The 15,163-nt window shown below is 61.9% G+C and carries 21 protein-coding genes; 8 read left to right on the top strand and 13 right to left on the bottom strand.

Features of this window, described 5'->3' with window-relative positions; all coding sequences use genetic code 11:
• Positions 1 to 14: 14 nt before the first annotated feature.
• From ASTEX_RS12660 to ASTEX_RS12630, 7 genes are all read right to left on the bottom strand, one after another.
• Positions 15 to 236: a hypothetical protein gene (locus ASTEX_RS12660; protein WP_013480031.1), complete on the bottom strand. Its 222-nt coding sequence runs from the start codon at positions 234 to 236 to the stop codon at positions 15 to 17.
• Between the two features lie 205 nt (positions 237 to 441).
• On the bottom strand, positions 442 to 1,308 hold the full coding sequence (gene motA, locus ASTEX_RS12655) for a flagellar motor stator protein MotA (RefSeq protein ID WP_013480030.1): 867 nt from the start codon (positions 1,306 to 1,308) through the stop codon (positions 442 to 444).
• A gap of 100 nt (positions 1,309 to 1,408) precedes the next feature.
• A complete protein-coding gene (locus tag ASTEX_RS12650; protein ID WP_013480029.1) occupies positions 1,409 to 1,906 on the bottom strand; it encodes a hypothetical protein in 498 nt (165 codons plus the stop codon).
• A gap of 78 nt (positions 1,907 to 1,984) precedes the next feature.
• Positions 1,985 to 2,551, bottom strand: coding sequence for a hypothetical protein (locus ASTEX_RS12645; RefSeq protein ID WP_013480028.1), 567 nt, complete (start codon positions 2,549 to 2,551; stop codon positions 1,985 to 1,987).
• Positions 2,548 to 2,799 (bottom strand): hypothetical protein, encoded by a 252-nt coding sequence (locus tag ASTEX_RS12640; RefSeq protein WP_013480027.1) that lies wholly within the window; start codon positions 2,797 to 2,799, stop codon positions 2,548 to 2,550. The genes ASTEX_RS12645 and ASTEX_RS12640 overlap by 4 nt, the downstream gene beginning before the upstream one ends.
• A 108-nt stretch (positions 2,800 to 2,907) precedes the next feature.
• A complete protein-coding gene (locus ASTEX_RS12635; RefSeq protein ID WP_013480026.1) occupies positions 2,908 to 4,452 on the bottom strand; it encodes an amidase in 1,545 nt (514 codons plus the stop codon).
• A gap of 71 nt (positions 4,453 to 4,523) precedes the next feature.
• Entirely contained in the window at positions 4,524 to 5,462 is a 939-nt protein-coding gene (locus ASTEX_RS12630; RefSeq protein ID WP_013480025.1) for a 2-hydroxyacid dehydrogenase, read from the bottom strand.
• An 89-nt stretch (positions 5,463 to 5,551) separates the two neighbouring features.
• Between ASTEX_RS12630 and ASTEX_RS12625 the strand changes: the two genes are divergently transcribed.
• The 4 genes from ASTEX_RS12625 (at position 5,552) to ASTEX_RS12610 (ending at position 7,996) form a co-directional block, all read left to right on the top strand.
• Positions 5,552 to 6,013 carry a hypothetical protein gene (locus tag ASTEX_RS12625; RefSeq protein WP_013480024.1) on the top strand — a complete coding sequence of 154 codons (462 nt, stop codon included), beginning with the start codon at positions 5,552 to 5,554 and terminating at the stop codon, positions 6,011 to 6,013.
• Positions 6,014 to 6,044: 31 nt separating this feature from the next.
• Entirely contained in the window at positions 6,045 to 6,464 is a 420-nt protein-coding gene (locus tag ASTEX_RS12620) for a DUF1801 domain-containing protein (protein ID WP_013480023.1), read from the top strand.
• Positions 6,465 to 6,544: 80 nt separating this feature from the next.
• On the top strand, positions 6,545 to 7,258 hold the full coding sequence (locus tag ASTEX_RS12615) for a hypothetical protein (protein WP_049781722.1): 714 nt from the start codon (positions 6,545 to 6,547) through the stop codon (positions 7,256 to 7,258).
• Positions 7,259 to 7,330: 72 nt separating this feature from the next.
• The gene (locus ASTEX_RS12610; protein WP_013480021.1) at positions 7,331 to 7,996 is read left to right on the top strand and encodes a hypothetical protein; all 666 of its coding nucleotides are present in this window, start codon (positions 7,331 to 7,333) and stop codon (positions 7,994 to 7,996) included.
• Positions 7,997 to 8,011: 15 nt separating this feature from the next.
• Here ASTEX_RS12610 and ASTEX_RS12605 read toward each other — a convergent pair whose 3' ends face one another.
• From ASTEX_RS12605 to rpsU, 3 genes are all read right to left on the bottom strand, one after another.
• Positions 8,012 to 8,500, bottom strand: a complete 489-nt coding sequence (locus ASTEX_RS12605; protein ID WP_013480020.1) for a hypothetical protein — start codon at positions 8,498 to 8,500, stop codon at positions 8,012 to 8,014.
• A gap of 101 nt (positions 8,501 to 8,601) precedes the next feature.
• Positions 8,602 to 8,997, bottom strand: coding sequence for an acyl-CoA thioesterase (locus tag ASTEX_RS12600; protein WP_041659479.1), 396 nt, complete (start codon positions 8,995 to 8,997; stop codon positions 8,602 to 8,604).
• A 126-nt stretch (positions 8,998 to 9,123) separates the two neighbouring features.
• On the bottom strand, positions 9,124 to 9,357 hold the full coding sequence (rpsU, locus tag ASTEX_RS20340) for a 30S ribosomal protein S21 (RefSeq protein WP_041659477.1): 234 nt from the start codon (positions 9,355 to 9,357) through the stop codon (positions 9,124 to 9,126).
• A 277-nt stretch (positions 9,358 to 9,634) separates the two neighbouring features.
• Between rpsU and ASTEX_RS12590 the strand changes: the two genes are divergently transcribed.
• On the top strand, positions 9,635 to 10,282 hold the full coding sequence (locus ASTEX_RS12590; protein WP_144004735.1) for a COQ9 family protein: 648 nt from the start codon (positions 9,635 to 9,637) through the stop codon (positions 10,280 to 10,282).
• A gap of 150 nt (positions 10,283 to 10,432) precedes the next feature.
• Here ASTEX_RS12590 and ASTEX_RS12585 read toward each other — a convergent pair whose 3' ends face one another.
• Both ASTEX_RS12585 and purE read right to left on the bottom strand, forming a co-directional pair.
• Positions 10,433 to 11,509: a 5-(carboxyamino)imidazole ribonucleotide synthase gene (locus ASTEX_RS12585; RefSeq protein WP_013480016.1), complete on the bottom strand. Its 1,077-nt coding sequence runs from the start codon at positions 11,507 to 11,509 to the stop codon at positions 10,433 to 10,435.
• A 4-nt stretch (positions 11,510 to 11,513) separates the two neighbouring features.
• Positions 11,514 to 12,008, bottom strand: a complete 495-nt coding sequence (purE, locus tag ASTEX_RS12580; protein ID WP_013480015.1) for a 5-(carboxyamino)imidazole ribonucleotide mutase — start codon at positions 12,006 to 12,008, stop codon at positions 11,514 to 11,516.
• A 114-nt stretch (positions 12,009 to 12,122) separates the two neighbouring features.
• Between purE and ASTEX_RS12575 the strand changes: the two genes are divergently transcribed.
• Genes ASTEX_RS12575 through ASTEX_RS12565 form a run of 3 tightly spaced genes read left to right on the top strand, consistent with a single transcriptional unit; the run spans position 12,123 to position 13,661 of the window.
• The gene (locus tag ASTEX_RS12575; RefSeq protein WP_013480014.1) at positions 12,123 to 12,872 is read left to right on the top strand and encodes a GGDEF domain-containing protein; all 750 of its coding nucleotides are present in this window, start codon (positions 12,123 to 12,125) and stop codon (positions 12,870 to 12,872) included.
• 53 nt (positions 12,873 to 12,925) lie between these two features.
• Positions 12,926 to 13,312, top strand: coding sequence for a VOC family protein (locus ASTEX_RS12570; protein WP_041659356.1), 387 nt, complete (start codon positions 12,926 to 12,928; stop codon positions 13,310 to 13,312).
• 46 nt (positions 13,313 to 13,358) lie between these two features.
• Positions 13,359 to 13,661, top strand: coding sequence for a type II toxin-antitoxin system RelB/DinJ family antitoxin (locus ASTEX_RS12565; RefSeq protein ID WP_065757508.1), 303 nt, complete (start codon positions 13,359 to 13,361; stop codon positions 13,659 to 13,661).
• Between the two features lie 279 nt (positions 13,662 to 13,940).
• Here ASTEX_RS12565 and ASTEX_RS12560 read toward each other — a convergent pair whose 3' ends face one another.
• Positions 13,941 to 15,116, bottom strand: coding sequence for a deoxyguanosinetriphosphate triphosphohydrolase (locus ASTEX_RS12560; protein WP_013480012.1), 1,176 nt, complete (start codon positions 15,114 to 15,116; stop codon positions 13,941 to 13,943).
• Positions 15,117 to 15,163 lie beyond the last annotated feature (47 nt).

The raw sequence follows: 15,163 nt of genomic DNA, 5'->3' as shown, positions 1-15,163 counted from the left end.
TGAGGCGCAGGGGATTAGTGAGCAGCAGCCGGAGCTTCAGCAGCCGGAGCTTCGACGGCGGCCGGCGAAGCGGCTTCCGAAGCTTCGACAGTGGCCGAGGCGTCAGCCGAAGCGTCAGCCGGAGCGGATTCTTCGGTGGCGGCGGGCTCTTCAGCCGGCTTCGAGCAAGCGGCAACCGACAGAGCGGCGACGGCGGCGGCGGCGAGCAGGGCCTTGCGGACGATTTCAGAGGTCATGGATCCAGATCCTTAGATTCTAACGTTAGAGCGCCTAGCAACTGCGCCCGACTCCTTCATACGCAAAACCGCTGAGTCTCGCAAGAGGTGTTTTCACAAATATGTGATCACCTCTCGCAACAAAGCCGCCATTCTCCCCCAAAATACGCCTGAGGGGAGAATTGCGGCTTTTTCCGGGGCCCTCTTTGCCCCTGTTAAGGTGAAGCTACTCGTTCGGGATGTTATTGAGTGCTTCTTCCATTTCCGCGAAGGACGGCTGCGCGCCTGACGGGATGTTGCCGCGACCGATTTCCACCGAAATCTGCGCAGCATTGCCGTGCAGGTGCGCCACCAGCACCGCCTGGATGATTTTATAGAAGGCCGCCTCTTCTTCGACCACACCATTCATGCGCGTCGCGAAGGGCCCGACCAGACCATAGGCCAACATAACGCCCAGAAATGTCCCGACCAGTGCGCCGCCGATCATACCGCCCAGAACTTCCGGCGGCTCGGTGATGGCGCCCATGGTCTTGATAACCCCCAGAACGGCGATAACGATACCCAGCGCCGGCAGAGCGTCGGCGACGCTCTGCATGGCGTGGGCGGGGTGCATGGCTTCGTGATGGTGCTTTTCGAGCTGCTTTTCCATCGCGTCCTCGACCTGATGCGGGTCTTCGAGGTTCATCGTCATCATGCGCAGCGTGTCGCAGATAAAGTCGATGGCAAAATGGTCCTTCATGATCTTGGGGTAGCGGGAAAAGATCGAGGACTCCTGAGGCTTTTCGATATGACTTTCCAACGCGATAACGCCCTTGGCCTTCATCGTCTTGGTTAACTGGAACAACAACGACAACAGATCGCGGTAATCTGAGGGCTTCCATTTGGCCCCGCCGAACACCTTGCCCATGCCGCCGCCCATCCCCTTGATGGTGTGCAGGTCGTTGGAGATCAGCACAGAGGCGACCGCCGCCCCGCCAATCCCCATCATTTCATAGGCCAGCGAGTGCAGTATCGGCGCCATCGAGCCGCCCGACAGCAGGTAGCTGCCAAAGACACAGGCAAACAGGACGACAATACCGATTATCTGAAACATGCAGGCGGGGTCCGGAGAACTTCGTGATTCTCCCGACCTTACCCCGCCAAATCTTAAGAGGCGGTTTCCGGTTAACGACTGGGGTTAATGAAAGCCGACCCTATTGCACCACAAAAAGCTTAACCAACTTGTTCATATCCATATGGCTGACGAAACCCATAGAGGCTACCTGCACATCGGGATGCGTCATCAGGTCCTTCATGCCGCGCTCACCCACGCCGGAAAAGGCCTCACCGAAAGCGGCCTCAATTACATTTTTATTGCCTGTCTTATAGATTGCGCGGATTTCAGCCCCGCACTGATCGACCATCAGCCGCGTCATCATGCTCCCGACGTCACGGTCAAGGGCGATACGTTCGTCCTGGGAAATGGTCGCGTAGCGCGAGACGTCTGGGTGCCGTGCCATGATGAAAAAGACGTAGCGCAGGATCAGGCGTTCGTCTTCCGCCGTCACTGCCCCGGCAATACAGGTCTTGAGCGCAGCCGCCGGGGCATCACCCTGAGCGGGTGTGGCGCTCTGGGCGTGCGCCTGAGCCCCCAAACTCACTGCGGCCATTACCGCAAGGCTGATAAGCCCCTTTTTGACTCTCACCCGCATACGATGCCCCCTCCTCGTTGTTTTTCAGAGCGGGCATCCTAACCCGGCCCCGGACCCTCGTCCATAGGCTGACCGGGCTCACCGGCGGGGCAACAGGTCATCGAGCGCCACCGTTTCCGGCTTGGCCGCCGCCTCGGGCGTAACCGTCGGCAGGGAGGCGGTGTCACCGCCAGCGGTTTCGACAGCCTCTGTGGCCACCTGAGACGCGTCGAAACACGTATCCGTGCATTCTATGACGCCCGGCACGGCGCGCGGCCGGGTAGCCTCTACCGGAGCCGCAGTATCGCTGGCGTCCGGCGACACGTAGACCATGTCCGCCGCCGCCGAGGTTTTAGAGCTCACAGAAGAGGGGTGTTCGGGAGAGGGTAAGGCCTCAGTCGCGGGCCAGACACCAGCGCGGGTAAGCGTTGCCATCACCGTCGGGCGGACATCCAGCACATCGCGCTCTACGGATTCCGTAGCAGGGAAAATGGCGTGCGGGTCCCGGCGATCATCGACCTGCGTCAGCATGGTGCCATCGAAAGTGGCGATACGCGCGGCAACCGCCCCGCTACCCACCGTCAGCACCACCCCCGCCGTCCAAAGACTGAGGCACAGCACGCGACGGGCCCGCAAAGCGGCATCAGCCGCGAAGATGGCGCTCATCTCCGCCTCCCGCTGATCCGTGTCGTCTTGCGGTGTTGGATGTTCTTCACGAAGCCCACCACCGCCACGACGGCCAGACCGACACTGATCAGACCGCTGAGGCCGGGCGCAACGCGCCGTGCATAGGGCGTATTGATCAGGCCCGCCGCCGCCATCAGTTTTGCCGAAGGGGCGCGACCCGTCAGGGTCTGAACAATGGGAAGAAGGCTCAGCACCTTGGTGGCGGCAGGGACGATACGGTGGGTCATCTTATCCTCGGCAGAACAGCTTTCTCTGCGTACCCTACGCCCAACCGCATAAGGATGAAGGCGCGGTCACAGGTGCGCCCCGTCAAAAACACCTCAAGACGTATTACGTTATTGGTTCGGCGCCACCCGAGCCTTCGCCACCTGCTCGAAAGCGTAACCGGCACTCAGTAACTTTGCGTCCGACCACTGCGTACCGATAAACGACATCCCCAACGGCAGGCCCTGCACCTGCCCCATCGGCACGGTCAGGTGCGGATAACCTGACATGGCGGGCCACTGACTGGCCGACGGTCCGGAAAACTGATCGCCATTGACCTCATCCGACAGCCACGGCAGGCCATAGGTCGGCGCGACCAGCAACGCCACGCCATAGGCGCTAAGAAGCCCGTCTATATGGCTGCGCGCAAAGCTTTTCGCACGGGTGGCGGCAGCCTTATAGGCCGGATCGTCTAGTCCATTGGTTTTTTCTGCGGCCTCGAAGAACTCCTGCCCGAAGAAAGGCATTTCGCGGACGACCTCAGTTTTGTTGAAGGCGATGACGTCCGACAGGGTGCGCGTTTTGACCGTCGATGGCGTGGTGGCCAGATAGGCGTTGAGATCGGCCTTCAGCTCGGTCTGAAGCACATTAAGTTCAGCCGCATCCAGCCCCTCGATCGAGGAGTCGGTAATATCGACCAGCACAGCGCCCGCGGCTTCCAGGTGTTTGAGCGCGGCGTTAAAGGCGGTTTCGACCTTGCCCGGCCCGCCGGTGCGGTCGCGCAGCACGCCAATACGCACCCCTTTCAGAGCATCGGGCGACAGGCCCGCCGCATAATCCACCTTGCGGGCATCGGCTTCCTGAGTCACCGGATCGGCCGGGTCGCTGCCAGCCATGGCCGACAGCATCAGAGCCACGTCGCGCACGCTACGCCCCATCGGTCCCGGAATATCCTGACTGTGCGAGATGGGCACAACATGGGTGCGTGAAATCAGCCCCATGGAAGGTTTCAGTCCTACCAGTCCATTCATGGCGGACGGACAGACGACCGAACCATCGGTTTCCGTCCCGACGGCCAGAGCGGCGAAGCTCCACGCCACTGCCGTACCGCTGCCCGAAGAGGAGCCACAGGCTGAACGGCGCGCATCATAGGCATTACCGGTCAGGCCGCCGACGGCGCTCCAGCCACTCATCGAACGGGTCGAGCGGATATTGGCCCATTCCGACAGGTTGGTCTTGCCGAGAATGACCGCCCCGGCGGCCCGCAGCCGCGCCACCACCGGCGCGTCACGCCCGGTCACATTGTCTTTAAGCGCCAGAGACCCCGCCGTGGTCGGTATCGCGTCCCTGGTTTCGACATTGTCCTTGATCAGAACCGGGATGCCGTGCAGGGGCCCTCGCACCTTGCCCGCCTTACGCTCTGCATCGAGCGCGCGGGCTTCGGCCAGCGCATCGGGATTGAGCGCGATCACGGCATTGAGTTGACGCGATTTGTCAAAGGCTTCGATCCGACGGATGGAGGCCCTAGTGATGGCCTCTGCAGATAGCTCGCCGCGCGCCATAGCCGACTGAAGCTGATCCACGGAGGCTTCGCGCACCGGATCGGGTTTGGGTGCCGCCTGAACCGCCCCCCCCAGACCGACCGCTATGCTCAACAGGAATACCAGACGCTTCATAACCCAATGCCCTCCAGCCTTTAGCTGAGAGAGGTTACACGTGAGACCGTATCTTGCAAGACATTGCAGACTCAGTAGCCGTGCAAGCGCTCAACCGTCGGCGGCAATTGGCCTGTCATCCGCCAGAGGCGCAGGTTTTCCGCCACCACCTGCGCAGCCGTGTTCACATTGGTTGGAGCGGAGATGTGCGGCAGGACCGTCACCTGCGGATGGTTCCACAGGGGCGACGCGGCCTCCAAAGGTTCAGACTCAAACACATCGAGCACGGCGTGCGACAGGGTGTGGTCCAGCGCCTGCAACAGCGCGTCGATATCCAGCGCCGCGCCGCGTCCGAAATTGATCAGCGCCGCCCCCGGCGGCAGCCATCCCAGGGTTTCGGTGTTCAGAATCCTCCGCGTATCCGGCGTCGAAGGCAGGAGGCTGATCACTATATCGGCCCGCGACATCACGGATTTGAGCCCGTCCATGCCCGTAAACACCTCAAAATCGGCAGTTTTCAGCGTACGGCTCCAGCCGAGAACGCGAAACCCCGCCTCCCGCAACCGCGCCACCGCCGTCCGCCCCATATGGCCCAGCCCCAGTACTCCGACCGTCATCTCGGAAGGCGCACGGTAGGGCCGCTGATGCCACTGGCGCGCCGCCTGCTGACGCGCGTAGGCCGGCATGTCGCGCTGAAGGTAGAGCGTCCAAGCCAATACCGCCTCTCCCATCACGCGGCTCAGTTCCGGATCGACCAGCCGCACAATAGGCAGGTCCGCCGGCAGCTCGGCCACCAGCCGCTCGACCCCGGCCCAGACGCTATGCACCCATTTCAGGCGCGGGAGGGTATGCAATAGCGCCGGGTCGGGATTTGCCACCACCGCCACCTCCACCGCCTGCGGATCGGCGTCACTCAACGGCACGACGGGCGTGTCCGGCAGGGCCGCAGACAGGGCGGCAATCCATACCCGCGCTTCGGCATCGCAGACGCGACCCGTAAAGACGATGGGCGAAGTGACAACGGATGACATGGGGCTTCTCCTTGCGTTTTGGATAGGCAGGGTCGCGTCGGGCGTCAACCGCCCTTTCCCGATCGCCTCGCCCAGCCTACATAGAGGCGATGCAACGCCCCCTCACCCCGTCCGAAATCGCCGCCCTGCCCGAGGGACTGGTCGCCGCCGTGCCGGTCGAGGCCGTGCGGCTGATCGGGCGGGCGCATCCTCTGTCGTGGCTGTCTCAGACGGTCGGACGCGGGCCGCTGATCGTGGTGCGCGGACGCAGGATTTTTTGGCCCGACCTGCCCACCGACCTTTCGGCCCGTCCGGAGGTTCTGGCCCTGCTGGCGCACGAGCTGACGCACGTGTGGCAGTACGCCAACGGCCTGACCGTGTGGCGCTATCTGTGGCGCGAACGCGGGTGCTATCGCTATCGCCTTACCGCCGGTAAAGCCTTCACAGACTACGGCTATGAGCAGCAGGCGGCCATGGTCGAGGACTGGGTGCGCGGCCTCAACGGCCTGCCACCGCGCTGGGGGCACCCTGCCGAAGTGCAGCCCCTGACGGACTCTTTGCCGTTTTCTTGACAAACCCGTGTTTCCCCCACAGTGACAGGTCATGGCCGAACCCAAGACCCAGCCCACCGATGCGGACCCCGTGGCCTTTCTGGACGCGAAAGCGCCGGAAAAGATGCGCGCCGACGCCCAAACCCTGCTTCGCCTGTTTGCCGAAGTAACGGGCGAACCCCCGGTCGTGTGGGGGACGTCCCTGATCGGCTTTGGCCGCTACACCTATCTCAGCGGCAACACGACGGTGCAATGGCCGCTCAGCGCCTTTGCCGTGCGCAGCGCCGCCCTGACCCTCTACGTGCTGGCCAGCGCTTCGGAACAGGCCGATCACCTCGCCCGCCTCGGAAAGCATACCACCGGCGGTGGCTGCCTCTATATCAAGCGCCTAAGCGAGGTGGATGTGGACGTGCTGCGTGAGATTATTGCTACCGCATTCGGGCTGATGACGGCGCGCCACCTCTCGTCCTGATGCCTTTCTGATCTCTTCATCCTCGGTTCAGCCTTAATTTTGTAAAAGGCATAGGCTAGAACGAGGGAAAGAACAGAAAGATGGACCTGCCTATGTTTGTCAAAGTCGCCAAGCCTGCCCTGCTGGCTGCTGCCTTGTGCCTGACGCCGGCCGCCGCCGGGCTGATCCCCCTGAGCGCCGTGGCGCAGCAGACCCAGCGCGAAATCTCTGCGGATCAGGCCTTTCCCTTTCTGTCGAAATTCCTCGCCCTGCCGACCTCGGAGCGCGATGAGATCACCGTCGCCTATATTCTGAAGATCAAGGGCGGTACGCAAGGCGCCAGTATCGTGCTCAGGCACAATGGCCAGAGCCAGAAGCTTAACATCGACGGTGACGGGCGCATCACGCCCCTGCCGACGCTGGCGCAGTTGCGCGGCGGGGCTACGGTGGTGGTGAATGGGCCGGAAAAGGGTGTGTCGATGCGCGTGCGCGTCTATGCCACCGAAACCCCGGCCAAAACCATGACAGTCGCGCCGCTGGCCACGGCGGTGACGCAGAGCAACAGCGTGATGCGCAAGGTCGGCGGTGTGCTGGCCTTAACGCAACCCAAGCTCGACCGGCTGTATTTTGTCGGCTCCGGCAATGCGCGCGTGACGATGGCCGATGGCAGCCAGAAGGTGCTGCCGAAATCCGCCGTTGACGATGCCTATCCGGCTGGCACCCCCTATCTGGTGCCCACGGACTACACCGGCGCGGTCAGCGTCAGCTTTGATGCCACGCCCTCGCGGATAGGCATTGACGACCGCGCCAAATAGATTTTCAGATAGCCGTGATTTTGCCGCGATCCCGAACCACAGTTCGGGATCGTCTTATTTGCAGGGTGGTTCATGACTGTTTTCAATCGACGGGGATTCGTGGGATCGGCGGCGGCGCTGACGGTCGTGGGTGCCTCAGCGGCGCGGGCCGAAACCAAGGACGTGCCGTGCACGGACATCTTCCCGTTTCTGCTCAACTACCTGAACCTGCCGACCGCCGAGCGCACGCATTTTCGACTGGCTTACAAGCTGGCCGTGACTGGGGCCAAGCTGTCGGATATCCGGCTAGTGCTTAAGCATAATGGCGAGACGCCGCTCAACGTGGCCGCAGACAACACCCTGACACCCCTGCCCCCTGTCGCGGCGCTGAAAGCCAAGGCCCCGGTGACCGTCACGCGTCCAGATGGAAGCAAGATCGGCCTGACCCTGCTGATCGCCGCCGCCTTGCCGCCTGCGGCCGCCTACGCCGCCCCTGATCTCAGGAAGGCCGTCGAGCAGGCACGCGCTGGGGCTAAAAAGGCCGCCGGTGTGATGAGCCTTGCGGTGCCCAATCTTGACCGTATCGTCTTTGTGGGGGCCGCGGGCGGCCAGGCCATCGGCGCCGATGGCAAGGGCGTGGCCCTGCCGAAGACTAAGGACGGGCATCCGGTGTTTCAACCTGCAGCGCAAGGTGTGGCGGCGCGCGTCACGCTGGACAAGGCCCCCACGCTGCTCAGGATCGACGCCAAGCCGAAATAGGGACGGGCTCCTGTTTTAGCCGCGCGTCTGGCGGATCAGCATGTAGTTGCCCAGCAGACCCGCGGCGAAGGCCGACACGGCGCACAGCGGCAAGCAGATCAGCACCACCCAAGTGGGATGCGGGATGAAGCTCATATGGATCATGTAGCTAGCCACCAGAAGCACGCCGGTTATCCACGCAGGAAAGCCCCCAACCCTAGCCATACGCACGGCCAAATAGCCGCCACCGAAGGTGCCCAGCGCCCAAGAGATGATCTTGATGATATAGGCATCCGCCGGCACCGTATCGAGCAGCTTGGCGATATCTTCGGGGCTGGCCATATCGAAGGTCGGCGGCGGCGGGAACATGTAATTGCCGACCTGACGCAGGATGGTATCAAGCACCATCCCGAACAGAAGACCCGTCAGCACCGCCAGCGTGATATTGAGCACGCTGCGCGTCTTGTCCTCGTCCCACACGGTAAACCACGTGACAAGCCGGTCCGTTACCGATGCCTTGGCCATTTCTGCCTCCCTGACTGGCGGAGAAAATGACAAGGCGCATGGCTTTGGTCAATGTCTTTATCAAGACACTGTTACGACAGGCTTGGAAATAGTTATACCGTTCAAGGCAGGGGCAGCGGGCGCGAATTGCCATTTTCATCGATGGCAACAAAGGTGAAGTCGGCATCGGTCACCTTGATACGCACGTCGGAGTCGCGTGAACGCCGCCACGCCTGAACGTGGATCTTCATCGAGGTACGCCCGGTCGAGATCAGTTCTGCATAGACCGAGACTTCGTCGCCCACGCGCACCGGCGTATGAAAGGTCATACCTTCGACCGCTATGGTGGCGGCACGGCCCACAGCGCGGCGCGCGGCGACGTTTCCGGCGGCCAGGTCCATCTGGGACATCAGCCAGCCCCCGAAAATGTCGCCCGCCGGATTGGTGTCCGCCGGCATGGCGATGGTGCGAATGGCAATCAGCGCCTCGTTCGGCTGCGTGTCTTTCTGGTGTTTCATCGACTTACCCCACATGCCACTATTCATTGCCGCAGGCTCGCCCTTTTGCAATGCAAAAAGAAAAATCAAAAAGCGCCGAAGCTGAGGCTTCGACGCTTTCTAGAGATCGGATCGTGTCCGTAAGGCTTACTTCGAGCGGCCCGTGGTCGCACCGCCTTCGCGTTGCAGACGCTTGCGAGCCAGCTTGCGGGCGCGGCGCACGGCTTCGGCCTGCTGGCGAGCGCGCTTTTCAGAGGGCTTTTCGTAGTGGACGTGACGCTTCATTTCGCGGAAGGAGCCTTCACGTTGCATCTTCTTCTTCAGAGCCTTCAGGGCCTGATCGACGTTGTTGTCGCGGACAAAGATCTGTACCAGAGGTATCTCTCCATTCTGTCTGTTCCGTCGGGCCGTAAAGCCTTGTGACGGACCGCCTCGCCCTTTTGAAGTTCGGGCCGTAAAAGGGCGGAGGGTGAAAACAAGCTGCCCGCAAACCGTGGTCTGCGGGCGTGTGGGCGAAGCCATTACATCATGCCCGCGCCCAATTCAAGCCGCACCGCCTTTGAAAAACGCCGGATTAAACATTTTATCAGGTTGTTGCCTATTGACGCAGGCGCGATTTGGTCTTGGCGCGGGGCGGGCTTGGGCCTATTCTGCGGCCATGTCCGAAAATGCCCTTACCGAATTGGAACAGTCGCTGGCCATGACCTGTGCGGCCCTGATGCCCGATCTGGGCCTGACCCGCGTCACTGTGCGCGTCGCCGGGACGCGAATCGGCCTCAGCCCCGCTGAAGTCGAGCTGATCTGCCCCAACGGGCCGTCGGACATCGCCGCGATACTCTGGCGTCAGGGGGATGCGGCGCTTGCGGGTGATGAAATTGACGCGCAACTGTCTGCTATGAAGGTGCGTGAACGCATTGGCTTCCTGCTCAACCGCCGCATCGACGCCGCCTGCGGGGATGAACGCGCCACGCATCGCCTGATCGGGCACCTGTGCCTACCGCAGCATCTAGGGCTGTACCGCCGCCTGTTGTGGGGGTCGGCTGACCTTGTGTGGCGCAAAGCGGGCGATAAGGCTTTGGACGAAAACCACTATTCCAAACGCGCCATCGTATCCGGCATTCTGGCCACGGGCCTTATGACGCGCCTGACGCAAGGGGCTGAGGCCCAGCACGAACAGATCGCGCGCAATATCGAGCAGGTGATGGCGTTTGAAAAATTCAAGGCCAAGCTGCCTTTGAAGCCCGAAGACGCACTGCTTGGGGCCGTGTCATTTCTGGGCAAACTGCGCTTTGGGGTAGCGGCTTAAGACTTAGCCACTAAAAACACGAAAATCCCAAAAAGATGCGACTCAATTCTCTCCCGAAGGGCATCCTGCAGGGGTGAGCGAAAGAAGCGCCCGGCACTGCGCGCCGTGTGTACAGCCTGTGTGTTTTCGTGCTTTTCGTGGCTAAGATACCTAAAGCATCGCCTTCAAGCGGTTGATATGGCCCATCTTACGGCCCGGACGCGGATCATCCTTGCCGTAGACATAGAGCCGTGAGTCCGGCTCCTGCGACAGAGCTTCCCAGGCCAGCACATCCGGCCCCAAAAGATTGGTCATTTCGACCTGAAAACGGGCCGTCGTATCGCCCAGCGGCCAGCCAGCCACGGCGCGGATATGCTGCTCGAACTGATCACACAGGCAGCCGTCCTGCGTCCAATGGCCGGTATTGTGCACGCGCGGCGCGATCTCGTTGAGGATCAGTTCGTCGCCTTCGAGCACAAACAGCTCGACGCCCAGAACGCCTACATAATCAAGGCCTTCCAGCACTTTCTTCGCGATTGTCTCAGCGCGTATTTTCAATGTGTCCGACACCACCGCCGGGGCCAGGGTCGTTGAAAGGATGCCGCTGACGTGGTGGTTTTCCCCGACCGGATAGGTCTTCACCGTACCGTCATAACCGCGTGCCGCAATCACCGAGACTTCGCGCAGAAAATCGGCCTTCGCCTCCAGAATCGCCGGGCGGCCATTGAGACTGTCGAAGGCGACTTTCGCCTCCTCGGCGGCGCGAATCCACACCTGCCCCTTGCCGTCATAGCCTTCGCGGCGCGTCTTCAGAAGCGCTGGCAAGCCATTGGCCGCAATCGCCTTTCCGAGGTCATCCAGGCTGTTGATCTCATAAAAATCGACGGTGTTTATGCCGACACTGCGGGCAAAGCGCTTTTCGAGGATACGGTCCTGTGTGATGCCCAGCGCCCGCGCATTGGGGGTGACCTTCGCGCCTTTGGACACCAGATAGTCGAGCGAAGCGACGGGCACGTTTTCAAACTCAAACGTAATCACGTCCGACGCCGCGGCAAAGCGGTCGAGCGCCGTTTCATCCGTATATCGCGCCACCTTGGACACCGCTGAGACGCTGGCCGCCGGCGATTCGGCGTCGGGCCCATAGACCACCACCTTGAAGCCCAACCGTGACGCCGCCTGCGACAGCATACGCCCCAGCTGACCATCGCCCAAAATCCCGATTTTTGACCCCAAAGGCAGCGGTTTCAAAGACTTAATCCTCAACGCTATCGGGCACGCCGTCGGTCTGCCCCTGACGCAGGGCCTCGACGCGCGTCGCGAGTTCGGGATCGGACAGGGCCAGAATCTGTGCCGCCAGAAGCCCGGCATTCTTCGCACCCGCTTCCCCGACCGCCAGCGTACCAACGGGCACACCGCCCGGCATCTGCACGATCGACAGCAGCGAATCGAGGCCTTTCAGCCCGTCACGCACCGGCACCGGCACGCCCAGCACCGGCAGCGGCGTCAGCGACGCCGTCATGCCCGGCAGATGGGCCGCCCCACCGGCACCGGCGATAATGACTTGAAAACCCTCAGCCTTGGCGGATTTGGCGAATTCGACCATGCGCTCCGGCGTGCGGTGGGCGGAGACGACGCGGGCCTCATAGGTCACGCCAAGCCCGTCCAGCGCCTCGGCGGCCTTTTTCATCACCGGCCAGTCCGAGCGCGAGCCCATAATGATGGCGACTCTGGGTTTCGACGCGGTCATGCCCACCTCCGAAAGCTGAAAGGCCGCGAACTATAGGATTAGGCCCCGGCCTGCAAGAGGCGTCTGTGCAAATAGCACTCGCTTCGCGTCCCAAACGCCGCTAATCTTGGACCCATGACCGCCTTGCCGCCCTCAGCCTCTGCCGACCCCGAGTCCTCCGCCTTGCCCGCGGGCGGATTAACGGCTTCGATGCAGGCCCTGTTGCAAAGCCAGTTTGGCGGCGTCCCCCGCCCCGTCGCAACACCCGCCCCGACACCTCCAGCACCGGAGCCCCAGACGGGGGATGAGTGGCCACTGGCGGCGCGTACCCTGATCGACAGCCTGATCCGCGAAAACATCCGTCTGAAGGCCGATATCAAGGCCCTGACCGAGCAGGTGGCGCTGGCTGAGCACCACGCCGATCACGATGTGCTGACGCCGACGCTTAACCGCCGCGCCTTCCTGCGGGATCTGGGTCGCGCCATGGGCGACGGTCGCCGCTATGGCGATCCGGCCTGCCTGATCTATCTCGATTTGGATGGTTTCAAGGCCATCAACGACACCTACGGCCACGCCGCCGGTGACAAGGCGCTGATCCACATTGCCGAACGGCTCAACGCCAATGTGCGCGAAGGCGACTCGGTCGGGCGGCTGGGCGGCGACGAATTCGCCATCCTGCTTCGTCACGCCGACGTCTCCGTCGCCCGGACAAAGGCGCAGAAACTTGAAGCTGAACTGAATATCACCGCTTTTGAATATCAGGGCCAGTACCTGCACGTCGGCGGTTCATTCGGTGTGCGCGCTTACGAAGGGCAGGCCTCGGCCGAAGAATGGATCGCCGAAGCCGACGCTGCGATGTTTCTGGTCAAGAAATCGAGCCGATGAGCGCCCCGCGAAAAGGGGAGTAGCGGCTTTTGGATACGGGAGCGCGACTTAAGATGAGCCACATCGCCGGTGTCACCCTCGTCGTGCCGGACTATGATGAGGCCATCACCCATTACTGCACCGGACTAGGCTTTGACCTGATCGAGGATACCGACCTGGGCGGTGGCAAGCGCTGGGTGCTGATTGCCCCAAAGGGTTCGAGCGAGACGCGCCTGCTGCTGGGCAAGGCGTCGAACGAGGGTCAGCGCGCCGCCATAGGCAATCAGGCCGGCGGACGCGTCTTCCTTATCCTGTTCACCGACGATTTTGCCCGCGACCATGAGCGCTTCGGCGCGGCGGGCGCAGTCTTTACCGAAACCCCGCGCCACGAAACCTATGGCACGGTGGCCGTGTTCCGCGATAAATTCGGCAACCTTTGGGACCTGCTGGAGCCGAAATAGAAGCTGGCGATCGTGATGCAATTGCACTTCGATACAAGAGCCGCTCATGAGGTTCACCATAGCACCCGTAACCGTACAGACCCGCGTCGAGCCCGACATTAAAATACGCGCCGGTGACGTCCTTGAAAAGATGGGGCTGACAGTGTCGGGCGCCGTGCGGATTCTGCTAACCCGCATAGCCCATGATAGCGCCCTGCCCGCCGGCCTGACAGTTGACACCTCCGCCTATGAGGCCTGGTTTAAGGTCAAGGTTCACGAGGCCCTGAACGACCGCGCCCCAAGATATCGCGAGAGGAGGTCGAAGCGCATTTGGCCGTCCATCATGCCAAGGTTCATCAAAACGTGTTAAGGCTGACTATGCGCCGGCAATGGTCGCGTCTCGCTATCAGGAGCGCGACGCGATGTTCACTATATCGAAGCCGAAAGCTCTTCGCCAGCCATAGGGGTTGGCAGCGCCATCGCCGATCAGGCCGCGCAACTGATTGAGTTTCAGCTTGGCGATCGGACAGGACGGGTTATGGGCACGCGCTTAGGCGTCGTCACAGACTTGTCGTATATTCTCGTTCACAAGGTCAGCGATCTCACGGGAAGAATTCTGCGCGTACTGCAAGTTGCGCGACAATGGCCTCTATGAAATGCTGAACAACTGCTTGTGCTGTTCGATGGCATAGGCGTCAGTCATACCGGCAATATAGTCGCAGACCACGCGGGCGCGCTGGGTTTCGGTATCCTTGGTGCACACCCGCCCGTACCAGTTGGGCGGGAGCACCTCCGGCTCCTCCATATAGAGGCGGAACAGGTCGTTCAGCACGCGCCGCGCCTGTGAGCGGTGACGATTGACCGTATAGTGTTTGTACATGCGCGCATAGAGGAAGGCCCGTAGCCGCGACAAGTCCTCATTCACCGTGCGCGAAAAGGCCACCATTTGGCGCCCGGCGCGGCGCACATCCTCGGCCGTTTCCATGCCGTCCTCTTTCAACCGCCGCTCGGTCTCCAGACAAACATCGCGGATCATGAAGCCAATCACGCGGCGAATAGCCTCCAGCCGCAGCAACCTCTGGTCGATCAGCGGCCAGTCCTTTTCCACCTCGGCAATCGCCGGTCCGATGAGCGGGATGTCGCGCAGATCGGCCAGCGTGAACAGCCCAGCCCGCAAACCATCATCAACATCGTGATTATTATAGGCAATGTCGTCGGCGATCGCCGCAATCTGCGCCTCGAGCGACGCATAGGTTTCCGGGCGCAAGTCCCAGAAATCGCTGAAGTCGGCCACTGCCTTCCAGGCCGGCTTGCCCAGCTTGTGCGCCACGGGGCCGTTGTGCTTGATCACCCCTTCCAGCGTCTCCCAGGCCAGATTGAGCCCCTCAAATGCCGGGTAGCGGTGCTCAAGTCGCGTCACGATACGGAAGGTCTGCACATTGTGATCGAAGCCGCCCCACGGCTCCATCATCTTGTGCAACTCGTCCTCGCCCGCATGACCGAACGGCGAATGACCCAGATCGTGCGACAGGGCGATGGTTTCGGCCAGGTCCTGATCGGCCCCCAGCGTATGGGCCAAAGACCGGGCCACCTGCGACACCTCGATCGAATGCGTCAGCCGCGTGCGGAAATAGTCGCCCTTATCGGCAACAAAGACCTGCGTCTTGCCCTTTAGGCGCCGGAAGGCCGTGCAGTGAATCACCCGGTCACGATCCCGCGCGAAGGGCGTGCGCGTCAGGCTGTCCGGCTCGCTGTACAACCGCCCGCGGGAGCGGCTGTGGTTTTCGCTATAGGGCGCAAGCGTCAGGATCAGCGGATCGTGCACGGGCAGGGTCTTTCGCAGTGAAACTTAAGCCCTAAATCCCTCTCCGC

The organism is Asticcacaulis excentricus CB 48 (assembly GCF_000175215.2).
GTDB lineage: Bacteria > Pseudomonadota > Alphaproteobacteria > Caulobacterales > Caulobacteraceae > Asticcacaulis > Asticcacaulis excentricus.
This window is presented reverse-complemented; position numbering and strand designations above follow the sequence as displayed.

Bases quoted from the DNA above. Each gene is read 5' to 3' on its own strand.
- ASTEX_RS12660 (WP_013480031.1), bottom strand. From the start codon at position 236: ATGACCTCTGAAATCGTCCGCAAGGCCCTGCTCGCCGCCGCCGCCGTC.
- motA (WP_013480030.1), bottom strand. From the start codon at position 1,308: ATGTTTCAGATAATCGGTATTGTCGTCCTGTTTGCCTGTGTCTTTGGC.
- ASTEX_RS12650 (WP_013480029.1), bottom strand. From the start codon at position 1,906: ATGCGGGTGAGAGTCAAAAAGGGGCTTATCAGCCTTGCGGTAATGGCC.
- ASTEX_RS12645 (WP_013480028.1), bottom strand. From the start codon at position 2,551: ATGAGCGCCATCTTCGCGGCTGATGCCGCTTTGCGGGCCCGTCGCGTG.
- ASTEX_RS12640 (WP_013480027.1), bottom strand. From the start codon at position 2,799: ATGACCCACCGTATCGTCCCTGCCGCCACCAAGGTGCTGAGCCTTCTT.
- ASTEX_RS12635 (WP_013480026.1), bottom strand. From the start codon at position 4,452: ATGAAGCGTCTGGTATTCCTGTTGAGCATAGCGGTCGGTCTGGGGGGG.
- ASTEX_RS12630 (WP_013480025.1), bottom strand. From the start codon at position 5,462: ATGTCATCCGTTGTCACTTCGCCCATCGTCTTTACGGGTCGCGTCTGC.
- ASTEX_RS12625 (WP_013480024.1), top strand. From the start codon at position 5,552: ATGCAACGCCCCCTCACCCCGTCCGAAATCGCCGCCCTGCCCGAGGGA.
- ASTEX_RS12620 (WP_013480023.1), top strand. From the start codon at position 6,045: ATGGCCGAACCCAAGACCCAGCCCACCGATGCGGACCCCGTGGCCTTT.
- ASTEX_RS12615 (WP_049781722.1), top strand. From the start codon at position 6,545: ATGGACCTGCCTATGTTTGTCAAAGTCGCCAAGCCTGCCCTGCTGGCT.
- ASTEX_RS12610 (WP_013480021.1), top strand. From the start codon at position 7,331: ATGACTGTTTTCAATCGACGGGGATTCGTGGGATCGGCGGCGGCGCTG.
- ASTEX_RS12605 (WP_013480020.1), bottom strand. From the start codon at position 8,500: ATGGCCAAGGCATCGGTAACGGACCGGCTTGTCACGTGGTTTACCGTG.
- ASTEX_RS12600 (WP_041659479.1), bottom strand. From the start codon at position 8,997: ATGAAACACCAGAAAGACACGCAGCCGAACGAGGCGCTGATTGCCATT.
- ASTEX_RS12590 (WP_144004735.1), top strand. From the start codon at position 9,635: ATGTCCGAAAATGCCCTTACCGAATTGGAACAGTCGCTGGCCATGACC.
- purE (WP_013480015.1), bottom strand. From the start codon at position 12,008: ATGACCGCGTCGAAACCCAGAGTCGCCATCATTATGGGCTCGCGCTCG.
- ASTEX_RS12575 (WP_013480014.1), top strand. From the start codon at position 12,123: ATGACCGCCTTGCCGCCCTCAGCCTCTGCCGACCCCGAGTCCTCCGCC.
- ASTEX_RS12570 (WP_041659356.1), top strand. From the start codon at position 12,926: ATGAGCCACATCGCCGGTGTCACCCTCGTCGTGCCGGACTATGATGAG.
- ASTEX_RS12565 (WP_065757508.1), top strand. From the start codon at position 13,359: ATGAGGTTCACCATAGCACCCGTAACCGTACAGACCCGCGTCGAGCCC.